We start from the raw sequence: 25,643 nt of genomic DNA, 5'->3' as shown, positions 1-25,643 counted from the left end.
AGAAAATATTTTCAACTTTCGTATTCCCTTGTCATGCAGCGGAAATAATTCAAAGAAAAATCAAGGCTCTCTGTTCAGCGCGCTGCAGAATCGCTATAACGTCAGGGAATAACAACTCTCATCCAATTGGTATGAAAACAGAATTAATCACCCGTGAAGGCTATGAAGCGCTGCAACAGGAACTGAACCAGCTGTGGCGGGAAAAACGACCAGACACCACAGCCAAAGTGGCCTGGGCAGCCAGCCTCGGCGATCGCAGCGAAAACGCCGATTATCAATACAACAAGAAGTTGTTGCGGGAAATTGACCGACGGGTCCGTTATTTGCGAAAACGGCTGGAAGTGTTAAAAGTGGTGGACTATTCACCACAACAACAGGGTAAAGTGTTTTTTGGTGCCTGGGTGGAAATAGAAAATGACGAGGGTGAGCAACTCTGCTTTCGTATTGTCGGGCCGGACGAAATTTATGGCCGGAAAGATTACATCTCTATTGATGCGCCTATGGCCAGAGCGCTGATTAAAAAGCAGATAGACGACGAAGTTCAGGTGAATACCCCGGCAGGCCCTAAGACTTGGCTGGTGAATAAAATTTGGTACCCACAGGAGCAACAATGAATCCGTATCAAACCCCATTTCAGCAGCAGCAACAGTACTTTGCGTCAGGCGCCAGCCGCTCACTGCAATGGCGACGTCAGCAATTACAGGCGATGCGGCAGATGCTGCAGAACCATCAGCAGGAATGGCAGGAAGCCTTGCAACACGATCTGGGTAAAGCACCATTTGAAAGCTGGCTGACTGAAATTGCCTACCTGGATGCCGAGATCCGTCATACCCTGAAGCAGTTAAAAAAATGGAGCAAAGCCCGGCGGGTCAAAGCCCCCCTGATGCTGTGGCCCTCAATGGCTTATGTGCAGCCCGAACCTTATGGGGTCATGCTGATTATCGGTGCCTGGAATTACCCGCTGCAGCTGGCCTTGGGGCCTTTGGTGCCCGCTATTGCAGCTGGCAATATGGCCCTGATCAAACCCTCTGAACTGTCACCAGCCACCTCTGCTTTAATAGCCCGGCTGATCCCCCGTTACCTGGACGCACAGGCGGTGCAGGTGGTGGAAGGGGGTGTGGCTGAAACCACAGCCCTGCTGGAGCTGCCTTTTGACTACCTGATGTACACTGGCAACGGCCAGGTTGGCAAAATAGTGATGCGTGCCGCGGCCGAACATCTGACGCCTGTCACCCTGGAGCTGGGCGGCAAAAGCCCGGTGTATGTGGACGCCAGTGCCAATATCCCACTGACCGCGCAGCGACTGGCCTGGGGCAAGTGGCTGAATGCCGGCCAAACCTGCATTGCACCGGACTATGTGCTGGTGCATAAAGATGTCGAAGCGCAGTTGATTGAAGCGTTGCAGCAACAGATCAAACAGATGTTTGGCGACGACCCGCAGCAAAGCCCGGATTATGGCCGTATTGTGAACAGCCGCCATTTGCAGCGTATTTTGGGTTATCTGCAACACCAACCCCAGGTGCTGGGTGGCAAAAGCGATGAAGCTGACCGTTACATCGAACCGACTTTGGTGCTGGAGCCCGCCGCCGACAGCCCGCTGATGCAACAGGAAATCTTCGGCCCAGTGCTGCCAATACTCAAAGTCAGCCACTATGAGCAGGCGCTGGAGTTTATCCGTCGCCGGGAGAAGCCTCTGGCCGCTTACCTGTTCAGCGCCGACAGCCAGCAGCAACAACAGTGGGTGGACCGAATCAGCAGCGGCAGCCAGTGCATTAACGACGTGATCCTGTTTATGGCTGTGGCTGAACTGCCGTTTGGTGGTACAGGCCCCAGTGGCATGGGCCAGTATTCAGGCAAAGCAGGTTTCGACCAGTTCAGCCATTTAAAATCTGTACTGCGCCGTACCTTCCTGCCAGAACCTCCTCTGCGTTTCGCCCCTTATCAAAGCTGGAAACAGCGTGTGCTGAGCTGGTTGCGTTAAGCGACCAGCGCAATGGCATTGGCAAGCTTTGTGTAAAAGTGGACAATGCCTGCACCTGAACTGACCAAAGGCCATGTTGTAGCGGCCTTGACCAAGGATGTATTGATTCTATGTCAATGATTACCAAACAAATTGCAGCAGAAATTGCCGCCAAAGCCGAACAGGTGGCTGCCGCCATTCAATTGCTGGATGAAGGTGCCACAGTGCCTTTTATTGCCCGTTACCGCAAAGAAGTGACAGGCGGACTGGACGACACCCAATTGCGGACCCTGGAAAGCCGGCTGACCTACTTGCGTGAACTGGAAGATCGCCGTCAGGTGATCCTGAAAACCATTGCCGAACAAGGCAAACTGACTGCTGAGCTGGAGCGCGATATTCAAAGCGCCGACAACAAAACCCGTTTGGAAGACTTGTACCTGCCTTACAAAGCCAAACGCCGTACCAAAGGCCAGATCGCCATCGAAGCCGGTTTATTGCCACTGGCAGATGCCCTTTTGGCCGATCCGGAATTAAGCCCTGAGCAGGAAGCCAGCCGTTATTTCAATGCCGAAGCTGGGTTTGCCGACACCAAAGCTGTGTTGGATGGCGCCAAATACATTCTGATGGAACGTTTTGCCGAAGATGCGGCACTGCTGGCGAAACTGCGCCGTCATTTGGGTCAGTATGCCGTGCTGAAAAGCACTGTGATCGCAGGTAAAGAGCAGGAAGGCGTGAAGTTCCGTGACTACTTTGCCCATAGCGAAAACCTGAAGTCGGTGCCGTCACACCGGGCTTTGGCCATGTTCCGCGGCCGTAACGAAGGCATTTTAAACCTGCAGTTGCAACCTGATGCCGATGAAACCACAGCCCATGCCAGCTGTGAGCAGATGATCGCCAGCCACTTTGACCTGCGCCAGCAAGGCCGGCCGGCCGATGATTTCCTGCGCACCGTGGTGCAATGGACCTGGAAGGTGAAACTGCACCTGCATCTGGAAAACGATTTATTGGGTGAGCTGCGTGACATGGCGGAAGAAGAAGCCATTAAAGTGTTTGCCCGGAACCTGAAAGACCTGCTGATGGCGGCCCCTGCCGGCCTGCGCCCGACTCTGGCTTTGGACCCGGGTTTACGCACAGGAGTGAAAGTGGTCGCTATTGATGAAACCGGCAAGCTGCTGGACACCACCACTGTCTTTCCGCATGCGCCACAAAACCACTGGGACAAGTCAGTCCGTACCCTGGCCGCTTATTGCAAACAGTACAAAGTGGAACTGATTGCCATTGGGAACGGCACAGCGTCACGGGAGACCGACAAACTGGCTGCGGAAGTGATTAAACTGCTGCCTGAGCAGGCCATCACCAAAATTATGGTGTCTGAAGCTGGCGCATCCGTATACTCGGCGTCTGAACTGGCAGCGCTGGAATTTCCGGCCCTGGATGTGTCGTTGCGTGGTGCTGTCTCCATCGGCCGTCGTTTGCAGGACCCGCTGGCTGAGCTGGTGAAAATTGAGCCCAAAGCCATAGGCGTCGGTCAGTATCAGCACGATGTGAACCAAAGCCTGCTGACCAAATCACTTGATGCGGTCGTTGAAGACTGTGTAAACGCCGTCGGGGTCGACCTGAACACAGCGTCAGTCCCTCTGCTCGCCCGGGTGGCCGGGCTGAACAAAACTCTGGCGCAGAATATTGTGGTGTACCGCGACACCAATGGCCGCTTCGCTCAGCGTAAAGATTTGCTGAATGTGGCGCGCCTTGGCCCCAAAGCGTTCGAACAGGCCGCTGGTTTCTTACGGATTAGCCAAGGCGCCAACCCACTGGATACCTCCGCCGTTCACCCGGAAGCGTACCCCCTGGTGGAAAAAATTCTGGCAAAGTTCGGCAAACCCGTGGCTGAACTGATTGGCAACAGCAGCTTTTTGCGCAGCCTGAACCCGGCTGAGTTTGTCGATGAACGTTATGGTTTGCCGACTGTGGAAGACGTGATCCGCGAGCTGGATAAACCCGGCCGTGACCCGCGTCCTGAGTTTAAAACGGCACAATTCAAAGATGGCGTGGAAACCATGGCCGATCTGAAGCCAGGCATGCTGCTGGAAGGGGTGGTGACCAACGTGACCAACTTCGGTGCTTTTGTCGATATTGGCGTGCATCAGGATGGTCTGGTACACATTTCCTCTTTGACTGACAAATTCGTCTCAGACCCGCATCAGGTGGTCAAAGCCGGCGACATTGTCAAAGTAAAAGTGCTGGAAGTTGAGCTGGACCGCAAACGTATTGCGCTGACCATGCGGATGGACGAACAACCTCAGGCTAAAGCGGCCACCGGCAAAGAGCCGGGCAACCGCGGCCCTGCAGTGAAAGCCGCCAAAACACCAAAAGCCATGGACAACCCCAATGCAGCTATGGGCAATGCCTTTGCTGCTGCGTTCGCCAAGCTGAAAAAGTAACAGCTCCCTAATGAAGAAGGCCGCACTCAGCGGCCTTTTTTGTGAAAACCAAACAGTCAGGCGGTTTGCAGCAAAGGACGTTCACTGGGAATGGTTGAACGTGAATAAAAGCCTGCAATCACTTCTGAACGCAGTTGCATCAACGGCTCCTGCAAGGTTTTCGACACTTTCGACCTGTACACAGGACCATTTTCTGAGTCCGGCACCGTGTAAGGGTCTGAGGTTTCTTCAGTGTCAGGCTGACTGGCTTCCCGGTAGTCCTCATGCGTTTCACTGACCAAGTCGGCCCGGGCTTCCTGCATCCGGCGGCTTGCTTCTGCGGCTATGGCCCGGTCAGCCCCCGAAGGTTCAGCCGGAGCCAAAGCCGCGGCTTTCACCTGCTGCATTTTGGCAATGGTGGCTTGAGGATCATTCGGAATTTCGGAAATATCGATGGGGACTTCACCGCCTACAGCATACCGCTGACCATCAGGACCTGTTTGGTACTCATAGCTGGGGGAACCGGCATATTGCCCCCCTACAGCCGCATGGGCCTGTTCATGTGCCCGCACTTCCTGATCCCTGGCTTTTAATTCAGCAACTTCTTTTTTCTCCGCCTGCTGCTGCCGTTTTTCTGCATCAGACTGCTGCTGAGAAGATTGCTGTTTGCCTTCTTGATCCTGGTCTTTTGGATCTTTGCCTGTAACGGCCTGTTCGTAATCGAGGCCTTTGGTTTTGCTGTCTTCCTGATAGGAGAGCTGGGTCTGACGGGCATCCCGGCCTTTATCGTCGGTCTGGACACCTTTTTCGGCGGCAGAACGTTCCATCTCCCGCACTGGTTCTATCACTTCGCGGCGCGCGTTGTCGCGCCGGACCAAATCAGTGGCCGGATTACCCACATACAAAGGTACGTTTGGATAATTCGAAGTGAGGATCATTGGTTAGTTACACCCGGATATCAATAATAGAACCCAATACCTCATCGGCGGTTTGCACCGACTTCAGATTGGCTTCCGCCTGATCCTGCGCTTCGGTCAAATCAACCAGGCTTTGTTCCACCGACACAGCGCTGACAGGCTCGGCCGGAGTTTCCAATTGCTGCTGGTTGCGGGAGGCGGCAGTTTGCTGGTTAATGTTAATAGTCGCTTCAGTGACTCGGTCTGATGCTCGCTGGTAGCCCTGTAAACCACTGGAAAAAGCTGAACTGATTTCCATCACAAGCCTCCGTTAATGGATAAAGTGCTTAATTATTGGCCAAAACCAATAAAAACGGAAGCAGAACGGCAAGTTTTTGCCGTTTTCTGTAGAAAAAACACTCTAATCTTCGACAGCAAGCAGCTTAAGTACCCAGGAGAGGAAATAATCAGGATGGGAAATAAAAGGTGCGTGCGAGGCTTTGTCCAGTAAGGTCCAATCGGCATCAGGCCGAAGCTGCTGAAGCAGAGGCAGCACAGCAGCGGGCACTAAGGAATCCAGCCGGCCATACAGGCCAAACACTTTGTGCGGCAAAGCAGCAAGCTGCTCGCGGGCATCGAGTTCAGCCAGCCAGTGCAGTCCTTGCTCCAGGCTTGGCGCGGTGGGTAATGGCAAACTCAGCACCGCCTGACGCAACTGCTTAATATCCTGACGTGCTGAGCTGCTGCCCATGGCCTGGATAGCAAGAAACCGTTCCACAGTCCCGGCCAAATCCTGTTGCAACGATTGTGCAAACTGACGCATTACAGCCCCTTCCATACCTGGCCAGTCGTGCCCTTTCAGAAACTTCGGGCTGCTGGCCACCAAACCCAGGGTTTTTACCTTTGCCGGGTGACGGCTGGCCAGCAACAGTGCCAGCAGCCCGCCCAAAGACCAGCCGACCAACACCGACTGCTGCGGGATCTGGCTGGCCAGTTGATCCAGCACCAGTTCAAGCTGATAAGGCGCAGGAGCCTGACTTCCGCCAAACCCCGGAATATTCAGCGCCAAAACCGGCTGCTGTGGCGGAAGCTGCGGCAACAGCTGACTCCAGACCTGTTGGTTCAGGCCCCAGCCATGCAGCAATACCAAAGTACTGGTGTTTGTCGGTGATTCCACCATACTTGAACTCTCTTTCGTTTGGAGATGGACAGGATGTCCGCGATTAATCTCTGGCTCAGCCGCTTCGCTCACCAGTTACTGCCGTCTGTCTGTTTATGGTGCCAACAACCTCTGGCCCCAGACGAACCTCAGCTGTGTAGCTATTGCCAACAGCACTTACCCAGACTGGACGCCAGCCTGACCCAGCAAAACTCACTGCTTTTGCCACCCGTGCAAAAGGGCTTGTCACAGGCCCGTTTTGATGCCTTGTATACGTTAACCTGGTACCAACAGCCTTACCGGCATTGGATCCAGCGCTGGAAGTTTCAACAGGGGCTGGCTGAAGGCGAGTTATTATGCCAGTTGCTGGCAGAAAAAGCCGCAGCCCTCTCGCAGAACCCGGCTATAGTGGCGGACGCACTGGGTTTTGCGCCCGCGTCCGCAGCCAGACTCAGGCAACGGGGTTTTAATCAGGCACAATTGCTGGCTCAGGCGATAGCCAGGCAATGGCAGAGGCCCTGTCTGGCGTTATTTCACAGCCCTGCATTGATCCCCCATCAGACCGGGCTAAAGCGCAAAGAACGGCTAGCCAATCTGGCCGGTAAAATTCAGCTGAACAGCGGCGATTTGCCAGCCCATATTGCGCTGGTGGATGACGTGGTGACCACGGGCGCAACAATGGACTGGCTGACCCGGCTGTTAAAAAACGCCGGGGTGCAGCGGGTGGATGTCTGGAGCCTTGCGGTCACTCCTTACTCGGCAGCCTCATCGTCACCATCGTCGTCAGCCGAATCGGCGCTGAACATTTTGCCCAGATAAAGCGCATTGATCAGCAACCGGCTGGAACCGACAAAATAACCACGGAATACCGGATTATCTGTCATACCTATGACTCTGCCCTGCCCAAGGTTATGGGCGACCAGGGCCGCACCTTCAGCAATACGATCCACGTATTCAGCCGTGGTATACCCCGCCAGCTGAGGTTTATCGCTGTACAAAGCCACATTGGTAAAGGCCTGCTGCATCGGCATCAGCAGGAAGGTGCCGTTTTTAAACACCGGTAGCTCAGAACGACTCAGCCCAAAACTCAGAGGATGCGTCAGATCCAGTTTGGTCTGATAAATGGCACCCGCGATACGGCGTTTACCTGCCAGTTTTTCTTTATCACCATAAGCTGCCCCTTCGTCACTGACCAGCGTCGCCATTTCTGCCGGATTCCAGGCTTTGGCTTTAAGCAGGCCTGCCCGGCTCAGCCAGGCAGCTCCGCCTTTGTGACCCCAAAGCACACCACCTTGCCGCGCCCATTGCTGCAGCAGTTGTTGCTCATCAGCCCCCCATCCCCGGTAACTGCCGTCCGGCAAGATAATATGGCTGTAATGGTGTAAATCGACCCGGCTTAAGCGTTGCGGCTCAATCAGGCTTGGCGAAAGACCCGCCAGTTGCTCCAGGTTAAACCAGACTTCACCGGCTTCCGTAGAATTCACATCCGGCCCGGCCACCAGCAGCACATTGGGTTTAGCCACAGGCACAAAACCATTACTGCCCAAATCCTGGCCCTGCCCCGTTAAACCCGATGTCACTGCATAAACCGGTAAATTGATTTGTTGCAAAACGTGGCCCAGCCGTTCGAACCAGTCGGTTTGCGTCTGCAGACCGGCAGCCACCACCATGGCACCGGCTTTAAAGCTGCGTTCACCCTGTTTGGTTTGGGCAACAAAATCTTTGCTGGCCGCCCGCAACACCAACCCCTGCTTTAATAAAGCCTGTGTCAGTTGAGGGGCTTTTTGGTCAGCCCAGTCGAACGCATAAGCATAAGCACCTGCCACCGGAGCCACTGCCACAGAGGCTGCGGCCTGCCAGGCATGTTCAGCCACAGCCGGGCTGCGGCCAGTTCTGGCAAACTCAATATTAAAGGCATAAGGTAAAGTCCAGGCCGACACGTCGTAAAAGGTATTGTCCGGGAAATTGGTTTCAGTGCTGAAAGCCGCTTTCAACAGCAGATATTGCGCCTGCTGCAACGGCAGGTAATAGGCCTGGCCTGGCTGATAGGTCACCCCTTTGTGTTGCCACTTTTCAGTCAGCGCAAAGGCTTTAATCTGGTGTCTGGCCAGCAGGCTCAATAAAGCATCCAACCGACTGGCATCCCGGTCTTCCGCAATGATATAGCCTTTGTAGGCTTCGTCTGCCGCTAACCGCTCTGACTCGCGAAAAAACGCCTGCTGGTAATTTTGCAGCGTTTTTTTCTGGCTCAGTGCACCACGTAAAGTTGATAAGGAGGTAGTGAACTGATTGTCGATGGTGGTGGCAAAACTCAGAGGCCCGTTGATACTGTCTTGCAGATGACCCCGGCTGCTGGCCTGCTCAAACAGAATGCCGACTGAACCATTCACGTCAGGGTAGGTTGAGCCTTTACCCACATAAAAATCATCAAAGCTCTCTTCGGTGTAATACAGTTTGCCCTGTTCATCAAAAGCCTTGGCATGGAATTTCGCAATCTCCGCGGTGAGTTGCTGGTTGCGGGCCGGCGTCAGCGGGTAAGTGCGGCTTGGAATACCTGGCTGGAAAAAGTAACTGCTGTTCGGGCCCATTTCATGGAAATCCCCCATGACTTCAGGGCGCCATTTGTAAAACTGGGCAATGCGGGCCTGACTTTCCGGATGCTGCAAGGGCAGCCAGTCACGGTTTAAATCAAACCAGTAATGGTTAGGCCGGCCATTGGGCCAGGGTTCAATATGTTCCCGGCTTTGTGGGTCAGCCACCGCGGCTTTGCCTTTGTGCATATTGGCCCAGGTAGCAAAACGCTCATGGCCGTCCGGGTTTAAACTTGGCTGAATCAGGATCACCGCATTTTTCAGCCAGTCCTGAACTTCGGCATCCTGACTGGTCAGCAAATGGTGCGCCACCCGCACCGCCGCATTGGGGCCGCTGCTCTCATTGCCGTGTACCCCGTAACCCAGCCAGATCACCAGCGGAATATCACCGGAAAGCTCGGTGCCCGCACTGAGTTGTGCCAAATGCTGCTGGCGGATTTGCTCCAGCCGGGCCAGGTTTTCAGGTGCAGACACTATCAGTTGCAGCAATGGTTTGTGTTCATGGGTATGACCAATCACCTCCAGACGGGCTTTGTCAGAGCCCGCTGCTAACTGCTGAAAATACATCTGAATTTGATCGTGGCGTAAATGCCAGTCGCCGGACTGAAAACCAAAAAATTGCGCAGGACTTTGTGGCTGTGCCATTGCGATTTGGCTGCTGCACCCCAATAACAACGAACACAGTAATAGTTTGAGTTGTGGCATTGCTGCTCCCCTTCTTTTTGCGTTCACCTTAGCAATAAAGCTTTGCTGCCGACAAGCCGGGCTGGCAGGGGGGAAGGAACAGGAGTATCATAACCATTAACCTAGTAATTCAGTCAGGTACTACCGATGATCAAAATTTCCGAAACCGCTCAGGCCCACTTCAGTAAGCTGCTGGAAAAGCAGGCCGCCGGCACCAATATCCGGGTCTTTGTGGTCAACCCAGGCACTGTTTCCGCGGAGTGTGGCGTGTCTTATTGCCCGGCCGATGCAGTGGAAAGTACTGACATTCAGCTGTCATTTAATGGCTTCTTTGCGATAGTCGATGCCGAAAGCCAACCATTTTTAGTCGACGCCGAAATTGATTTTGTCACCGATCAGATGGGTTCCCAGCTGACGTTAAAAGCGCCCAACGCCAAAGTCCGTAAGGTGGATAACGACGCGCCGTTAAAAGAGCGGGTGCAGTATGTGATTGATGCCGAAATCAATCCTCAGCTGGCCAACCACGGTGGCCGGGTCTCCGTCGTCGAACTGACCGACGAAGGCGTCGCCGTGCTGCAGTTTGGCGGCGGCTGTAATGGTTGCTCCCAGGTGGATCTGACCCTCAAAGAAGGCATTGAAAAAGAGCTGTTAAACCGGTTTTCCGGTGAACTCAGTGGTGTGCGTGATGTCACCGACCACCAGCGTGGTGAGCACTCTTATTACTAATCTGTGTACAGCTCAAAAGGCCACTTGGTGGCCTTTTGTTATTTCAGGGAGCAAAACATGCTGAAATTTGCTTTGTTGTTACTGGGGACTTTGACACTGAGCAGCCAGGCCGCGGTGATTTTGCAATACCACCATGTCAGCACCAGCACGCCCCGTTCTACCAGCGTGACCCCGGCAGAATTCCGCAGCCATCTGCAATTTTTAAAAGACCAGCAGTATCAGGTGATTGGCCTGGACCAATTGCTGAACCAGTTGCAGTCTGGCCAGGAGCCTGCCGCCAATGCCGTGGTGATCACCTTTGATGATGGGTATGACAATATTTACCTGCAGGCGCACCCCATATTGCAGCAGTTTGGTTTTCCTTACACCGTCTTTCTGAGCCCGGCCCTGATTGACCGCCGCGAAGGGCCTGTGATGAGCTGGCAGCAGATCAAAAAACTGCAGGCTGATGGGGTGCTGATTGCCAACCACAGCTCGTATCACGATCATCTGGCCAAACCCAGACCAGGTGAAAGCAAGGCCGACTGGCGCCACAGGGTTAAACAGGACATTGAACTGGCGCAGCAGCAACTGGAACAGCAGCTGGGCATCAAACACAAATGGCTGGCTTACCCTTATGGCGAGTTCAGTGAAGAACTGGAACAGCTGGTCAGCCAGCTTGGTTTTATTGGCATAGGCCAGCAGTCTGGAGCTGTCGGGCTTGCCAGCAGTCTGACACGGTTACCCCGTTACCCTTCGTCCAGCCAGTACGCGGCACTGAAACACTTTGAACCTAAACTGAAAACACTGGCGATGCCGGTGAAAAAAGCACTGGCCGCGGATCCGGTCAAAGGCCCGAACCCGCCAACCTTACGCCTGCAACTGGATGTGACCGACCTGAACCCCAACCAGCTGAACTGCTTTAGCAATGGTGAAGCCATTGCAGTGAAGTGGCTGAATGCCGACAGCTTTGAAGCCAAAGCGAAAGAGCCGCTGCGCAGCAGCCACAAACGTTACAACTGCACAGTGCCGTCACGCAGCCACAAAGGTTATTTCTACTGGTATTCGCAGCCCTGGGTGCTGGACTAAACCACAACCAGCGACGCCGCTGAATCAACCTTCACTGCGTTCCAGCACCAACGGAAAGTCGGCCAATAAGATGTCACTGTCCACCAGCGGCAACTGCCCGGCTTTCATTTCAGGTTTAAACATGGCCACCACATCCGCTTTGGGGCCAATCAGTGCAATGCTGGCACTGTGATCGACCAGATAACGGCCTTCCTGCTGCTGCGGAATGGCATACATCAGCCCCAGCTGCCGGACAAATGGAAATAACGCCGGATGATCGGCGGTGCGGGCTTTTAAGGCTGGCTGGTTAAAGTGTTTCACGTACTGCGCCAACTGCGCTGGGCTATCCCGCTTTGGGTCGACCGACACGAACCAAATCTGTACCGGCGTGCTGGTCATTTGCTGCAGTTTCGGCAGCAGTGCCGCCAGTTTCGCCATGGTCATTGGGCAGATATCCGGGCACGAAGTGTACCCGACAAACACCAGGGTCCACTGACCTCGCAACGCGTCCAACCCCACAGTTTGGCCCTGCTCATCCAGCAGGCTGAAGTCATTCAGCGGCCTGGCTTTGGGATAAACCACCGCCTGCTGCGGCTGTCTGGCATCCTGCTGCATCTGCGACAACCAGACCCCGGCCAATAACGCCAGCACCAACAGCACCCATATCACATACTTATTCATCGTTATTCCTTCACCGCTGTTAAAAAGCTGGCCAAAACCAATAATGGTCAGCTAACAACAGCAGGAATAATACCATCAGATGCCAAATGGAGTACTTAAAGGTGGCCATGGCCGTGCCAGCACTCGCCTGATACTTCAGCTGCCAGGCATACCAGACAAACCCCAGGTTGATCACTGTGCTGCCTGCCAGATACAACACCCCGGTCATACCAACCAGGTAAGGCAATAAACAGACCAGGCACAACATCAGGGTATAAAGGAAAATAGCGGTTTTGGTGAACTCAATGCCATGCGTGACCGGCAACATCGGCATGTTCACCCGGGCGTAATCGTCCCGCCTGTGAATGGCCAGAGCCCAGAAATGCGGTGGGGTCCAGGTAAAAATAATCATCACTAACAAAAGCGCATGGGCATGTACCTCGGCCGTCATGGCTGTCCAGCCCAGCAGGGGCGGCATAGCACCCGCCAACCCGCCTATCACAATGTTTTGTGGCGTCGCCCGTTTTAAAAACATGGTGTACACCACCGCATAACCGAACAGACTGGACAAAGTCAGCCAGGCAGTCAGCGGGTTCACCGCGACAAAAAGCAACAAAAACCCGCTTAAGGCCAGAGTCAACGAAAACTGCACCGCCTGACGGCTGCTGATCCGGCCTTTGGCCACTGGTCTGTGGTAGGTGCGGGCCATCTGTGCATCAATGCGTCTATCCACCACATGGTTTAAGGCTGCTGCTGCTGCGGACAACAACCCTATCCCCACAGTCGCCGCCAGCATTAAACCAAGCGGCGGGAAATCTGGCCGGGCCAGCACCATCCCCACCACGGCGGTCAGCACCAACAGCGCCACCACTTTGGGTTTGGTCAGCTCCAGATAATCACGCCACTGATTGCTGGCCAGAGGCTGCAATGATTGAGTTTTCTGCATAGAGACTCTCCTTGGTACTGTGCAGCAGATATCCACTGCACACCAGACACATCAATAAATTGGCCGCGACAAAGTTATGCGCCACAGCATTGATCAGGGGCAAATGCAGCACGACGTTGGCAACGCCCAAACTGATTTGCAAGAACAGCAGCAGTCCAATCAGCAGCGCGAATGTACGAAGCACAGCGGCCCCCTGCCGCCATAACAACCAGGCATAACCGAGCACCACCACTGCAGTGACCAGTGCCCAGACCCTGTGCATCAAATGCACTGTGGCCCGCGCATCCAGACTCATGACACCAAACTCATAACTGTCGTACCCCAGGTGCAGCGAAAAGGCTTCGTCAAAGTTCAGCCTGTCCATCCAGCCCGGTTCACACAAGGGCAACTGAATACAGGACAAAGCGGCGTAATTGGCCGAAGTCCAGCCGCCCAAGGCTATTTGCCCGGTCAACACCAGCAACACGGGCCAGAACAGCTTTTTCAGTGTCTGACTGACCTGCCATACAGGCCTGGGCTGCAACTGCCACCAATGCAGGGCCAATAAAGACAACAAGCTAAAGCCACCCAATAAATGCGCCATCACTACCACTGGATGCAGTGCCAGCGTCACAGTCCACATGCCCAACGCCGCCTGAAACACTACCAGCGCCAGCAACAAAGCCGGTACCCGTCGCTGCTGATGCCGCCAGCCATTGATAAAAAGCACCAGGATCAGCAGCCCCAAAGTGCCGGCAAAATAGCGATGCACCATTTCATTCCAGGCTTTGCCAGCCTCCAGCGGCCGATCCGGGAATCGCGCTTCTGCCAGCTCAATATGGGTGTCCTGCTGTGGCACCTGCAAAAACCCATAACAGCCCGGCCAGTCCGGGCAACCCAAACCTGCGTCAGTCAGTCGGGTATAAGCCCCCAGCACAATCACGGCCATGGTCCACAGCACAGCGACAACGACCAGCATCTTTTGCAGCCGCATCAGAGCCCCCTTTCGTATTTCAGCAATTTATTCAGGTCGGCCAGAATGGCTTTTCCTGTTTGCACATTCTCCGGTCGTTGCAAGGCGACAGGGTAAGACAGCAACCCCAGTCCCTGAGCATCCACTAAAACCAGTTGGCCTGCGTATGCCTGAGCAACAGTTGGTAAATCAGCGTTTTGCATGGTGGCGGCGGTGCCAGCTCCAAGTTGCCACAATGCCAGGTAATCTTGCTTACGACCCAACGCCTGATACACCTGCTGTTGCAGATAAGCCGCTTCTTCACAGCGGCTGTCACAGTGTGGCTCAGCACTCAAATAGACCAACCGCCAGTGCTGTTTGCCAGCAACAGCTGGCAGTAACAGCAGTTCTTGAGTCAGCCACTGACCTTTGTTACTGGTACTGCCACCAAACCAGCCAAAACTCAGTACCGCCTGCGCAGCGGCCAGTGGTAACCCCAGGCATAAAATAAAAAGAATCAGAAAACGGGATTTTTGCATTCAGAACTCCCGGCGCCATAAAGCGCCTGCAACACACAGCACCACCAGCGCCAATAAGGCCCATTGCACGGCATAGGCCCGGTGTTTCTCCGGTGGCATGACCACGCTCTGGTAGTGATAACGAAAAGGGGAGTGCTGTTGATAGACCAAGCCGCTATACAGAGGCTGGCCCAACACCTTGCTGAGCTCAGCTGGCACCACCTGTTGCATCCGCTGTGGCCACAGGCCGGTGTCCTCCAGGTTTTGTCCCAGCAGCACACCGCCCAGCTGAGTACGTAACAGCCCCTGCAACTCAAACTGTACAGGGATTTGGACCTGCGGCAGCTCATCGCGGCCGGGCGGAGCTTCGACCCAACCTAAATTCACCAGCAGCAGCGGCGGACGCTGATCCACCAGCACAGGGATCACCACGTCGTAGCCGGCTCTGCCACTCAGCACCTGATTATCCAGCAGCCACAGCGCTGGCTTTTGCCAGACCGCCTTCCCCTGAATCAGAATACCGTCCAGTTGCTGCGCATCCGCCTGCGGCAGTTGCGTCCAGGCCATGGCCCCCTGCTGCTGCCAGCTGGCTTGTTGCTGCAGCAACTGTTGTTTTTCATCCGCCCGGTGCCACTGCCACAACGCCAGCTTGCACAGCAGCAAAAAAGCAGCCAGAGTGATGAACACCAGCAGCCACTGTGCCGGCCGCCACTGAGGTGTCAGGCTCGATGCTGCCATTCCTTTGCCCTGAACTGAGGTTGTATGCTGATTAAATTACTGCTCATAGCGCTGCTGCTCTTTATTATTTTTAACTTATTCCGCGCGTTGCTTCTGATGTTAAAAAACGATCCTAATCAACCACCTATGTCGGTTTTTTTAGGCCGTCGCCTGATTTGGTCTGTCGCCGTTGTCCTGCTGATTGTGCTGGCTCTGGGGCTGGGCCTGCTGAGCCCTCACCCCAGGCCTTACTGATCAAAGCACATAGACAAACACAAAGAGGCACAACCAGACCACATCGACAAAATGCCAGTACCAGGCGGCCGCCTGAAAGGCAAAATGCTTGTGGGCGGTAAAATGGTTTTTCAGCACAATACGCAGAAAAATCACCGTCAGAAACACGGCCCCCAGGGTCACATGCAAACCATGGAACCCGGTCAATAAAAAGAAAGTGTTGCCGTAAACCCCTGAATCCAGTTTCAGGCCTAAATCCCGGTACGCATGGATGTATTCATAGACCTGAAAACACAGGAACAGAAACCCCAGAGCAATGGTCAGAAACAGCATCAGTTTCAACTGGCCACGTTTGTCTTTTTCCATCGCAATATGGGCAAATTGCAAAGTCACTGACGAGGTCAGCAGGATCAAGGTGTTGTACAGCGGAATACCCTGCCAGGGCATGGCCTGGGTCTGGGTGCCATCCGGGGTGGTCAGCAAAGGCCAGACGGCTTCAAAGGCAGGCCAGAGCACAGCGGCCGTCATGGCATTGTTGCTGGCCCCGTCCAGCCAAGGCACTGCAATCAGGCGGGCGTAAAACAAGGCACCAAAAAAAGCACCAAAAAACATCACTTCAGAAAAAATAAACCAGCTCATGCCCTGCCGGAACGATCTGTCCATCTGCGGGCTGTACAGGTTATGCATGGATTCGTCGATCACATTACGAAACCAACCCACCAGCATAAACAGCAGCACAGCCACCCCAGCCAGTATCAGATAGCCACCGTAACCCGGCTGATCTTTGGTCACTTCATTGACAAAATGGCCCGCCCCAAAGGCAATTAAAAACAGTGCCACAGCGCCTACTATGGGCCAGGGCGACTGCTCGGGCACATAGTAATGTTGATGTTGTTCACTCATAGGTATCCCCTGTTACTGTTCCCGCAGAGGCAGTCGTTGCAGCCCCTTGCACCTCATACAAGGTGTAAGACAAGGTAATAGTGCTGAACTGGCTGGGAAGAGCGGGATCGACATAAAACTGCAGCGGCATCAGCAATTCCTGCCCTGCCGCCAAAGCCTGTTGGTTAAAACAAAAACACTCGATTTTATTAAAGTACAACGCCGCCTGACCCGGTGACACCGATGGCACTGCCTGAGCCACCATAGGTAACGCGGTAATATTTCTGGCCAGATAATTCACCTTGTGAATTTCCCCCGGATGCACCCGCAACCGGGTCACCACAGGTTCAAATACCCAGGGCATGTTTTTATTGGGCCGGGCAATAAACTCCACCAGCACTTCTCGTTTGGCATCCACCACGGCGGCCTCTGCGCTGGCAGCCACGGCAGAGGTTTTGCCATTTAAGCCAGTGATGTCGCAAAACACGTCGTACAAAGGCACCAGCGCATAACCAAAACCAAACATCGCCACAGCCGCTAAGCTCAGTTTGACTGTCAGGCGTTGATGAGCCAATGCCATAGGACCTCCGTTACTTCACGTCAGGTGGAGTGGTAAAGCTGTGATAAGGAGCGGGCGATGGCAGGGTCCATTCCAGACCTTCAGCCCCCTCCCACACCTGAGCTGTGGCCTTTTGCCCGCCTTTAATGCATTTAACCACCACAGCAACAAACAACAGCTGTGACAGGCCAAACGCAAAACCACCAATGCTGATAAAGGCATTAAAGTCGGCAAACTGCAGCGCATAATCCGGAATACGCCGCGGCATACCGGCCAGACCGACAAAATGCATCGGGAAAAACAACAGATTGACTGAGATCAGCGAGCACCAGAAATGCCATTGCCCCAAGGTTTCGTCATACATATGGCCCGTCCATTTTGGTAACCAGTAGTACGCGGCCGCCATAATGGAGAAGATGGCCCCTGTCACCAGCACATAGTGAAAATGCGCAACGACAAAGTAAGTGTCATGGTACTGGAAGTCAGCTGGTGTGATCGCCAGCATCAGTCCGGAAAAACCGCCAATGGTAAAAAGCACAATAAAGGCCAGGGCGAACATCATGGGGACTTCAAAGGTCATGGCCCCGCGCCACATGGTCGCCACCCAGTTAAACACTTTCACCCCGGTTGGCACGGCAATCAGCATGGTGCAGTACATAAAAAACAGTTCGGCAAACACCGGCATGCCTGTGGTGAACATATGGTGAGCCCAGACCAGGAACGATAACAAGGCAATACTGGCCGTGGCATACACCATGGACGCATACCCGAATAACGGCTTACGGGCAAAGGTGGGCACTATGGCCGAGACAATGCCAAAAGCCGGCAGAATCATGATGTAAACTTCAGGGTGGCCGAAAAACCAGAAAATATGCTGAAACAACACCGGGTCACCGCCACCGGCAGCTTCAAAGAAGCTGGTGCCAAAGTACTTGTCAGTCAACACCATGGTGACAGCGCCAGCCAGCACTGGCATCACAGCTATCAGCAAAAATGCGGTGATAAACCAGGTCCAGACAAAAAGCGGCATTTTCATATAGGTCATGCCAGGGGCCCGCAGGTTCATAATGGTGACGATCACATTGATGGCCCCCATAATGGATGAAATCCCCATAATGTGCACAGAAAACACAAAAAGCGCAGTGCTGTCACTGCTGTAGGTGGTGGACAGAGGTGCGTAAAAGGTCCAGCCAAAGGCCGGACCACCGCCTTCCATAAATAAAGACAGCAGCAAAATGCTGAAAGCAAAAGGTAAAATCCAGAAGCTCCAGTTATTCATCCGCGGCAAGGCCATATCCGGCGCCCCAATCATCATAGGCACCAGCCAGTTCGCCAGGCCGGTAAAGGCAGGCATTACGGCACCAAACACCATAATCAGGCCGTGCACTGTGGTCATCTGGTTAAAAAAATCTGGCTCTACAATTTGCAGACCGGGCTGAAACAACTCGGCCCGGATCACCATCGCCATAGCGCCACCTATAAAAAACATCAGCAATGCGAACAGCAGGTACAAAGTGCCAATGTCTTTATGGTTGGTGGTATATAACCAGCGTTTGATGCCTTTTGCTGGCCCGTGATGATGCTCAGCATGGGCATCATGATGGTCTGTTGTTACTGTACTCATCACAGCCCCCTACTGTTGTGCTTTGGCAATGTCAGCGGCTTGCACCACATCACCGGTATTGTTGTCCCAGGCATTGCGTTCATAGGTAATGACCGCAGCAATTTCCTGCAAACTCAGCTGTTTGGCGAACGCCTGCATCGCAGTACCGGTTTTACCATGCAACACAATGTCGATATGGGCCGGTAAATCTTCCAGCGCCATTTTGCTGCCTTTTAACGCCGGAAATACACCAGGAATGCCAAGCCCTGTCGGTTGATGGCAGGCGGCACAATAGCCGTTATAGGTTTTTTCACCCAAGGCCATCAGCTCGTCTTTGCTCATCGTCATCGCCAGTAACTTCTGTTCTTCTGCTTTGGCCTGAGCCTGAGCGGCCGCAGTGTCAGCCAGCCAGCTGTCAAACTCGGCCGGCTCTTTGACGATGACCACCACAGGCATAAAACCATGGTCCTTGCCACAGAGCTCCGCGCACTGACCACGATAAATGCCCTCTTGCTCAACTTTGGTCCAGGCCTCATTGATAAATCCGGGGTTCGCGTCTTTTTTCACGGCAAAGGCCGGCACCCACCAGGAGTGGATCACGTCGTCAGAGGTCATCAAAAAACGGACTTTTTTACCAGACGGGATCACCAATGGCCTGTCCACTTCCAGCAGGTAGTTCTGACCTTTGGCCAGCTTGTTGGCAATTTGCTGACGTGGTGTCGCTAACAGGGAGAAAAACTCGACATTTTTGTCCATGTATTTGTAATGCCACTTCCACTGTGAACCGGTCACCAGAATGGTTAAATCAGCTTCAGAGGTATCTTCCATGGCAATCAGGGTTTTGGTGGCAGGTATCGCCATCAACACCAGAATAATCACCGGAATAGCCGTCCAGGCCAACTCAACTTTGGTACTTTCATGAAATTGAGCCGGCACGGCTCCTCTGGCTTTGCGGTGACGCAGAATAGACCAAAACATCACCCCAAAAACTGCTACCCCTATGGCACAGCAAATGTAGAAAATCGTCATATGCAGGTCATAGACCTTCTGACTGATCTCCGTCACCCCCTGCGTCATATTCAGGGGCATTTCTGTGGACTGCGCACGAAACGCAAGCATCAAGGTTAGCAGCGAACCACTCCAACGACGTGTTTTCGCCACGTAACTTCTCCTCTGTCTTTGCCGTTGGCATGTTGCAGAAAAGAAGACACTTCACCCAACACTTCGTCTTCGTGATGCAACCGCCATTATTCTTATAATTCCGACATCAGTTGCTGAAGCCGGTGCACAGATTCCTGCACCTGTGTAGTTTAAGAATTAGACAAGGAAGTTCGGGATGTAAACCTGAGTGGCTGATAAAACCATCTGGTCGTACCAGCCAAAGATGAAAGGCAAGCTATTGAGAAAGGGCAACTTTTTTAAAAGCCATTAGCCCGGATCACACCAACGGCAAGGCCTTCAATGGCAAAATGCTGTTGAGTTAAGTCCACTTTAATCACGTTAAAATCGTCGTTTTCCGGATGTAAAAAAACCGTTTGACCTTCACGGCGAAAACGCTTCACAGTGACTTCATCTTCCACTCTGGCCACCACCACCTGCCCCTGCCGCGCTTCAGAGGTCTTATGCACCGCCAGTAAATCGCCATCCAGAATACCAATGTCTTTCATACTCATGCCCTGCACCCGCAACAGAAAATCGGCATGAGGTCTGAACAGGTTTGCGTCCAGCTGATAACGCTGCTGAATATGTTCAGCCGCCAGAATAGGCTGACCCGCGGCCACTTTACCAACCAAAGGTAAACCCGGCTCTTCGTCCACTTCATTGGCGGCTTCATCATCCACTAAGCGGATGCCACGGGAAGTACCAGGCATCATTTCAATAAAACCTTTTTTCGCCAGCGCTTTTAAATGCTCTTCTGCTGCATTGGCCGACTTGAAACCCAACTGAGCAGCAATCTCAGCCCGGGTCGGCGGCATACCGGTTTCGGCCTGGTAGTCTTTCACTAATTGTAAAATTTCGGCTTGTCGTGGCGTTAATGGGCGCATAATGCTGAATACCTATACAGTGGATACTGTGAGTATATACAGCATTATTGCCAGTGCCAAGCCCAAGCCGGAATTTTGCTGGTTTATACCCAAGTGACCTCAAGATGCGAGTTTCAGAGCCGTCTGGCGCTTGCAATGCAAGGCAGCCTGACGAAGCAATGTCGACTACCTTGTGAGGCAGGCTAACACGGCAGTGCAATCGCCCGACGACTCCCCTTGGGCGGGGCTAAAAGCGCTTTATGCCGCGTTAACTGTTGTCGCTTTAGAACCACTAAAGCGTCCAACAGCAGCCTTGCCTAAAGCGCTTTTATCTCCCGCTGAATTCTGCTTCTTGAAGTTACTTGGGTATCATCATTCATGCTATTCTTAGCGCCCTGTGATCCGAGTGGAAACCCTATGTTAAGACCCGTTCGCTGGCTGGCCAAACTGCTGTACTGGCCGCTGAAACCTCTGGTGCGTTGCAAAATAGTCCCTGACGCCGTGCAGGAGAACCTGGAGCTGAACCCCAACAAGCCGGTGTTTTACATTACCAGAACTGAATCGGCCAGCGACCTGGCCACCTTAGTCCGGATCTGTCGCAAGCTGGGATTGCCCGACCCGATGCAACCTGTACAGTTTGGCGCCAGCCGGTTGCCACGGGTACTGTTTCTCGAACAGCCTCAGGTGTTATGGGGAGCCCGCACCGCCACCACAGCTCTGGAACAAGGCCTGACCTTATTACAAACCCAGCAGCGTCATCCGGAGTTGCAGGCACAATTGGTGCCGGTTTCAGTGTTATGGGGCCGGGCACCCGGCAAAGAAAACAGCATCAAATCAGTGTTGGGTGAATCAGAATCGCCCAGCTGGCTGGCCAAACTCTTTATCGTATTGATTTCCGGCCGTCATACCCTGGTACGGTTCAGCCTTCCGGTGTCGGTCGCCCAAATGGTTGCCCAGACCGATGTCAATACCGACACGGCCCATAAGTTACTGCGTGTCGCCAGGGTGCATTTTTTCCGACAGCGCCTGGCGGCCACCGGGCCCAAATTGCCGGATCGCAGCGCGTTGTTTAATGCATTGCTGGCGTCCGACCGGCTGAAACAGGCCATTGAAGATGAGGCGCAAAGTAAACACATTTCTGTGACTGCTGCCCGCGCCGAAGCACTGAAACTGTTGCAGGAAATCGCGGCCGATTACCGGGAATCCACCTTAAGGCTGGGCGATCGGGTGCTCGGCTGGTTATGGCAACGGCTGTACAACGGCATAGTGGTCAATAACAGCAAAGTGCTGACCGATCTGGTGCAAAAGGGCCACGAAATAGTGTACGTGCCCTGCCACCGCAGCCATATGGACTACCTGCTGCTCAGTTATGTGATTTACCACCAGGGACTGGCCCCTCCCCATATAGCGGCCGGTATCAACCTGAATTTCTGGCCGGTCGGCACCTTGTTCCGTCGCGGCGGCGCCTTTTTTATCCGCCGCAGTTTCAGCGGCAATAAGCTGTATTCTGCGGTATTCCGTGAATACCTCAGCCAGTTATTCAGCAAAGGCTATCCGGTCAAGTATTACTCCGAAGGCGGCCGCAGCCGCACCGGTCGTTTATTACAACCCAAAACCGGTATGTTAGCGATGACGGTGCAGGCCATGCTCAAAGGCATCGACAGGCCGATCAGTCTGGTGCCTGTTTATCTGGGGTATGAGCATGTGATGGAAGTCAATACCTACCTGAAGGAACTCAAAGGTTCAGGCAAAGAGAAAGAATCCATTGGGGGGGTATTCAGCGCCATCCGCAAGTTGCGGGATTACGGCTATGGCTACGTCAATTTCGGTCAACCGATCGCGTTAACCCAGTTTATCAACCAGCAGCAGCCGGAATGGCGCGACAGCCTGAGCGCGGAGCAGGGCAAACCAGGATGGCTCAATCCGCTGGTTGCCACCCTGGCCGATCAGCTGATGCGGCGGGTGAACCAAAGCGCAGCACTGAACAGCATCAATATGATTGCCACAGTCTTGTTGGCCACCCGTCAGCATTCGCTGTCCCGTCAGGAATTGGAAAAACAGCTGGCGTTTTACCAGCAGTTGCAGCAGCAAGCCCCCTATGCGGCCTCAGTCACCTGCGCTGAAGGTTCCGCAGCGCAATGGATTGATCATGCTTTGAAACTGCGAAAAATTCAGCAACAGCATGACAGCTTTGGCCCGATCATTCAGTTAACGGCTGAGCAGACGATCACCATGAGCTATTACCGCAACAATGTCAGCCATTTGTTTGTGATACCGGCCCTGCTGGCTACTGCTTTGCTGCAGCATCACGAGCTCAGCGCAGTGCAGCTGAAAAATATCATCCAGTTGATCCAGCCATTGCTGGCTGATGAATTATTCCTGCAACTGGATGATTTGGATCTGTATCTGTCGCAGTTGCTGGGCTGCCTGCAACAGGCTGGCCTCATTCAGCAGCAACAGGGTCAGTTCAGCGCGGTTCCGGTGCAGCAGGCCGGGCATCGCATGCTGGAACTGCTGGCATTCAATGCGCAGGATATTTTGCAGCGTTACGCAGTAGTGCTGAACCTGCTGTCGGGCGACCCCGTCAGCCGGGAAGAACTGGAACAGAAAAGCCAGGACATGGCCAAACGGCTGAACACCTTGCATGGGGTCAGTTCACCTGAATACCTGGACAAAAACCTGTTTGCTACTTTGGTCAACGCACTGAAAGGCGCAGGTTATTGCCAGTTGACGGACAACAATGCCCTGATCGCCGGCAGCAGTGCCCAGCCGGTGCAACAAACCGTCAATGCGTTATTGCATGCGGACGTGCTGCAGACGGTTCTCAGTATTGTGAAAGGGCATTGATCGAACAGGGCAAAGCGGACTAACCGTTTTGCCCTTTGTTTTCGTAACTGCGGATCACCCCTTCCTGCATGGTGGACGCCACCAGCTTACCATCGCGGTTAAAGAACTGACCTCGCACCAATCCACGGGCGCCTGAAGCGCTTGGACTGTCCACCGCATACAGCAGCCAGTCGTCAAAGCGGAAATCGTGATGAAACCACATCGCATGATCGATGGTGGCCACCTGCATATTAGGCGCCATAAAAGACTTGCCGTGTGGCTGCAAGGCCGTTGGCAGGAAGTTAAAATCGGACGCATAGGCCAGCAGGTACTTATGTACCCGTAGATCATCCGGCATCTGACCATTGGCTTTAAACCAGACATAACGTTTAGCCTGGCTGATTTGCGGTTTAAATGGGTTCTGAAAATCCACAGGGCGCATCTCAATCGGCTTTTCACAAATAAACTTGCTGCGCAGCGCTTCGGGGATCAGGTGGGCATGCTGCTGGTAAAACACCAAATCCGACTGTAAATCCTCAGGTGGCGGAACCTGGGGCATCGGGTCCTGGTGCTCAAACCCTAACTCTTCGGTCTGAAAAGACGCCGTCATATAAAAAATGGCTTTGCCAAACTGGATGGCACTGACCCGGCGGGTACTGAAGCTTTTGCCGTCGCGGATATTTTCCACTTCATAGACTATGGGTTTACTGGCATCCCCCGGGCGTAAAAAATAGGAGTGAAAGGAGTGTACCTTGCGGTCCGGGTCGACCGTTTCCTTGGCAGCGGATAAGGCCTGCCCCATCACCTGACCACCAAAGACGGCTTTAAAACCCAGGTCCTGGCTTTGGCCCCGGTACAACCCCTGTTCTATGGTTTCAAGTTTTAACAAGGACAATAAATCGGCTAACACCTGGCTCATGCGGCACTTCCTCTGTTGGCTAACTGTAGTATTCTGCCGACTGAGCTGCGACGATTCAACCTGTTCTGCAGACACAACGGAGGATGCTATGTACTGGTTGTACAAAACCGAACCAGAAGAATGCAGTATTGATGACTTCGCCAACAATCCCACCAGGCCCATTGTATGGGAAGGAGTACGCAATTATCAGGCACGTAACTTTTTACGCGCCGCCGCACTGGATGATTTGGTGCTGATTTATCATTCCAGCTGCAAGCTCATTGGGCTGGCCGGTATTGCCAGGGTGGTCAAAACCGCCTACCCGGACCCTTCGCAGTTTCAGCCAGACAGTATTTATTTCGATGCCAGGTCCAGTGCAACGCAACCACGCTGGTCCGCTGTTGAGCTGATCTTTGTGCAAAAATTTCCCGCTGTGGTGCCGCTAGACAAACTAAAGCGCTCATCTAAGCTAGAACAACTGGCGCTGGTGCAAAAGGGCAGCAGATTGTCAGTCATGCCGGTCCAACCGGACGAGTGGCAAGTGATGTTGGCCATGGCCACAAAGGAGTAATGCAGATGAAACAAGAGCGTCGGCGCAGTGCCAGAAGTTTTCACCAGTTCTGGCAGCAGTTAAATCCGGCTCAGCAGTTTTCCGTGTTTGAACTGCAACGTTTTGGTTATGAATTGTCTTTTGTTCGTGAGCAGGAACAGCAGCGGGTTGCCGTGTTAAAAGCAGGCGACAGGCTCGCCAGCGTTGATGCAGAAGGGCAAATCAATATAGCCCCGACCGTCGTGCTGCGGGACTAACTGGCACGTCGGTCAGCCGCATTGGAACTTTGTTCCTGCAGTATCTCCAGCCCCTTATGGCACAATTTGAAATACGCTGTCAGCGTGTTGCTTTGCCACAACTCGGTCAGCACAGGGTAGTGACGCAGAAAGTTTTCGATGTCGTTCATCGTCAGTTCTGAATGTTTTTTCAGGTAGAAGCCAAAACTCTGCTTGGGCGCCAGACCTTTATTGGACTGATCCCGGCATAAGGTAGGGATTGCCTTAAACAACTGCTCCAGGTGAGGGGCATGCAACGGCAGTTTGGCTTGCTGACGCACCCAATGTTGCAGCCTGGATTGCAATTGCTGGCTTTGTTCTTCCGCCAGCCAGAATGCCAGGTGCTCCACCTGCACGGACTGCTGCTCTGCAAAATGCAGCTGCACTTTGAGCCGGTTCAGTGCTTTGGTCTGTTGATCCAGTTTCAGAACCAACACCACTATAGGTGCCACTGCCAGTACCAGAAACACTAACCACCACATCCGGCATCTCTCCTGAGGATAATTCAGCCTGCTGGCGTGTCCTGCCAAAAGGTCA

General features: G+C 53.6%; 26 protein-coding genes. 10 read left to right on the top strand and 16 right to left on the bottom strand.

Annotated elements, in window-relative coordinates:
* Nucleotides 1-131: 131 nt before the first annotated feature.
* From greB to WKJ04_RS08370, 3 genes are all read left to right on the top strand, one after another.
* Nucleotides 132-614 (top strand): transcription elongation factor GreB, encoded by a 483-nt coding sequence (gene greB / locus WKJ04_RS08380; protein WP_337841701.1) that lies wholly within the window; start codon nt 132-134, stop codon nt 612-614.
* On the top strand, nt 611-1,981 hold the full coding sequence (locus tag WKJ04_RS08375; RefSeq protein WP_337880011.1) for an aldehyde dehydrogenase family protein: 1,371 nt from the start codon (nt 611-613) through the stop codon (nt 1,979-1,981). The genes greB and WKJ04_RS08375 overlap by 4 nt, the downstream gene beginning before the upstream one ends.
* Nucleotides 1,982-2,091: 110 nt before the next feature.
* A complete protein-coding gene (locus tag WKJ04_RS08370) occupies nt 2,092-4,401 on the top strand; it encodes a Tex family protein (protein WP_337880010.1) in 2,310 nt (769 codons plus the stop codon).
* A gap of 56 nt (nt 4,402-4,457) precedes the next feature.
* On the opposite strand, the gene WKJ04_RS08365 is transcribed toward WKJ04_RS08370, so the two are convergent.
* The 3 genes from WKJ04_RS08365 to bioH all read right to left on the bottom strand — a co-directional run bounded on the left by WKJ04_RS08365 (nt 4,458) and on the right by bioH (nt 6,456).
* Nucleotides 4,458-5,318 (bottom strand): putative metalloprotease CJM1_0395 family protein, encoded by an 861-nt coding sequence (locus tag WKJ04_RS08365; RefSeq protein WP_337880009.1) that lies wholly within the window; start codon nt 5,316-5,318, stop codon nt 4,458-4,460.
* A gap of 7 nt (nt 5,319-5,325) precedes the next feature.
* A complete protein-coding gene (locus WKJ04_RS08360; protein ID WP_337880008.1) occupies nt 5,326-5,595 on the bottom strand; it encodes a flagellar basal body rod C-terminal domain-containing protein in 270 nt (89 codons plus the stop codon).
* 102 nt (nt 5,596-5,697) lie between these two features.
* The gene (gene bioH, locus WKJ04_RS08355) at nt 5,698-6,456 is read right to left on the bottom strand and encodes a pimeloyl-ACP methyl ester esterase BioH (protein ID WP_337880007.1); all 759 of its coding nucleotides are present in this window, start codon (nt 6,454-6,456) and stop codon (nt 5,698-5,700) included.
* 33 nt (nt 6,457-6,489) lie between these two features.
* Here bioH and WKJ04_RS08350 point away from each other — a divergent pair, with 33 nt between their 5' ends.
* Nucleotides 6,490-7,254, top strand: coding sequence for a ComF family protein (locus tag WKJ04_RS08350; protein ID WP_337880006.1), 765 nt, complete (start codon nt 6,490-6,492; stop codon nt 7,252-7,254).
* Here the strand turns inward: WKJ04_RS08350 and WKJ04_RS08345 are convergent.
* Complete coding sequence (locus WKJ04_RS08345) at nt 7,188-9,731, bottom strand: M14 metallopeptidase family protein (protein WP_337880005.1); 2,544 nt, start codon at nt 9,729-9,731, stop codon at nt 7,188-7,190. The genes WKJ04_RS08350 and WKJ04_RS08345 overlap by 67 nt on opposite strands.
* A gap of 126 nt (nt 9,732-9,857) precedes the next feature.
* On the opposite strand from WKJ04_RS08345, the gene nfuA reads away from it, so the two are divergent.
* Both nfuA and WKJ04_RS08335 read left to right on the top strand, forming a co-directional pair.
* On the top strand, nt 9,858-10,436 hold the full coding sequence (gene nfuA, locus WKJ04_RS08340) for a Fe-S biogenesis protein NfuA (protein ID WP_337880004.1): 579 nt from the start codon (nt 9,858-9,860) through the stop codon (nt 10,434-10,436).
* Between the two features lie 57 nt (nt 10,437-10,493).
* Entirely contained in the window at nt 10,494-11,504 is a 1,011-nt protein-coding gene (locus WKJ04_RS08335) for a polysaccharide deacetylase family protein (protein WP_337880003.1), read from the top strand.
* Between the two features lie 24 nt (nt 11,505-11,528).
* Here the strand turns inward: WKJ04_RS08335 and WKJ04_RS08330 are convergent, their stop codons facing one another.
* From WKJ04_RS08330 to WKJ04_RS08310, 5 genes are read right to left on the bottom strand one after another with little or no spacing between them, the layout of a single operon-like run.
* Nucleotides 11,529-12,164, bottom strand: coding sequence for an SCO family protein (locus WKJ04_RS08330; RefSeq protein WP_337880002.1), 636 nt, complete (start codon nt 12,162-12,164; stop codon nt 11,529-11,531).
* Between the two features lie 19 nt (nt 12,165-12,183).
* Complete coding sequence (gene cyoE, locus WKJ04_RS08325; RefSeq protein ID WP_337841718.1) at nt 12,184-13,089, bottom strand: heme o synthase; 906 nt, start codon at nt 13,087-13,089, stop codon at nt 12,184-12,186.
* The gene (locus tag WKJ04_RS08320; protein WP_337880001.1) at nt 13,040-14,062 is read right to left on the bottom strand and encodes a COX15/CtaA family protein; all 1,023 of its coding nucleotides are present in this window, start codon (nt 14,060-14,062) and stop codon (nt 13,040-13,042) included. The genes cyoE and WKJ04_RS08320 overlap by 50 nt, the downstream gene beginning before the upstream one ends.
* Entirely contained in the window at nt 14,062-14,559 is a 498-nt protein-coding gene (locus tag WKJ04_RS08315) for a hypothetical protein (RefSeq protein WP_337880000.1), read from the bottom strand. Before WKJ04_RS08315 ends, WKJ04_RS08320 begins: the two co-directional genes overlap by 1 nt.
* Entirely contained in the window at nt 14,560-15,276 is a 717-nt protein-coding gene (locus WKJ04_RS08310) for an SURF1 family protein (protein ID WP_337879999.1), read from the bottom strand.
* 24 nt (nt 15,277-15,300) lie between these two features.
* Between WKJ04_RS08310 and WKJ04_RS08305 the strand changes: the two genes are divergently transcribed.
* Nucleotides 15,301-15,510: a DUF2909 domain-containing protein gene (locus WKJ04_RS08305; RefSeq protein ID WP_337879998.1), complete on the top strand. Its 210-nt coding sequence runs from the start codon at nt 15,301-15,303 to the stop codon at nt 15,508-15,510.
* On the opposite strand, the gene WKJ04_RS08300 is transcribed toward WKJ04_RS08305, so the two are convergent.
* The 5 genes from WKJ04_RS08300 to lexA all read right to left on the bottom strand — a co-directional run bounded on the left by WKJ04_RS08300 (nt 15,511) and on the right by lexA (nt 20,578).
* On the bottom strand, nt 15,511-16,392 hold the full coding sequence (locus WKJ04_RS08300) for a cytochrome c oxidase subunit 3 (RefSeq protein ID WP_337879997.1): 882 nt from the start codon (nt 16,390-16,392) through the stop codon (nt 15,511-15,513).
* On the bottom strand, nt 16,385-16,951 hold the full coding sequence (locus WKJ04_RS08295; protein WP_337879996.1) for a cytochrome c oxidase assembly protein: 567 nt from the start codon (nt 16,949-16,951) through the stop codon (nt 16,385-16,387). Before WKJ04_RS08295 ends, WKJ04_RS08300 begins: the two co-directional genes overlap by 8 nt.
* 10 nt (nt 16,952-16,961) lie before the next feature.
* Complete coding sequence (gene ctaD, locus WKJ04_RS08290; protein ID WP_337841725.1) at nt 16,962-18,554, bottom strand: cytochrome c oxidase subunit I; 1,593 nt, start codon at nt 18,552-18,554, stop codon at nt 16,962-16,964.
* Nucleotides 18,555-18,563: 9 nt separating this feature from the next.
* Nucleotides 18,564-19,694, bottom strand: a complete 1,131-nt coding sequence (gene coxB, locus WKJ04_RS08285) for a cytochrome c oxidase subunit II (protein WP_337879995.1) — start codon at nt 19,692-19,694, stop codon at nt 18,564-18,566.
* 257 nt (nt 19,695-19,951) lie between these two features.
* The gene (lexA, locus tag WKJ04_RS08280; RefSeq protein WP_337879994.1) at nt 19,952-20,578 is read right to left on the bottom strand and encodes a transcriptional repressor LexA; all 627 of its coding nucleotides are present in this window, start codon (nt 20,576-20,578) and stop codon (nt 19,952-19,954) included.
* Nucleotides 20,579-20,974: 396 nt separating this feature from the next.
* On the opposite strand from lexA, the gene plsB reads away from it, so the two are divergent.
* Nucleotides 20,975-23,404: a glycerol-3-phosphate 1-O-acyltransferase PlsB gene (gene plsB / locus WKJ04_RS08275; RefSeq protein ID WP_337879993.1), complete on the top strand. Its 2,430-nt coding sequence runs from the start codon at nt 20,975-20,977 to the stop codon at nt 23,402-23,404.
* A gap of 19 nt (nt 23,405-23,423) precedes the next feature.
* On the opposite strand, the gene tesB is transcribed toward plsB, so the two are convergent.
* A complete protein-coding gene (gene tesB / locus WKJ04_RS08270; RefSeq protein ID WP_337879992.1) occupies nt 23,424-24,302 on the bottom strand; it encodes an acyl-CoA thioesterase II in 879 nt (292 codons plus the stop codon).
* An 88-nt stretch (nt 24,303-24,390) separates the two neighbouring features.
* Between tesB and WKJ04_RS08265 the strand changes: the two genes are divergently transcribed.
* Together WKJ04_RS08265 and WKJ04_RS08260 are read left to right on the top strand one after the other, a co-directional pair.
* Nucleotides 24,391-24,852, top strand: a complete 462-nt coding sequence (locus WKJ04_RS08265; RefSeq protein ID WP_337879991.1) for an EVE domain-containing protein — start codon at nt 24,391-24,393, stop codon at nt 24,850-24,852.
* 5 nt (nt 24,853-24,857) lie between these two features.
* On the top strand, nt 24,858-25,088 hold the full coding sequence (locus tag WKJ04_RS08260; RefSeq protein WP_337841731.1) for a hypothetical protein: 231 nt from the start codon (nt 24,858-24,860) through the stop codon (nt 25,086-25,088).
* Here WKJ04_RS08260 and WKJ04_RS08255 read toward each other — a convergent pair.
* Nucleotides 25,085-25,588, bottom strand: coding sequence for a hypothetical protein (locus tag WKJ04_RS08255; protein ID WP_337879990.1), 504 nt, complete (start codon nt 25,586-25,588; stop codon nt 25,085-25,087). The two genes, WKJ04_RS08260 and WKJ04_RS08255, sit on opposite strands and share 4 nt — an antisense overlap.
* Nucleotides 25,589-25,643 lie beyond the last annotated feature (55 nt).

The organism is Rheinheimera sp. (genome assembly GCF_037442345.1).
Lineage (GTDB): Bacteria > Pseudomonadota > Gammaproteobacteria > Enterobacterales > Alteromonadaceae > Pararheinheimera.
Note: the sequence above shows the minus strand (reverse complement) of the source record. Positions and strands in the feature narration are given on the sequence as shown.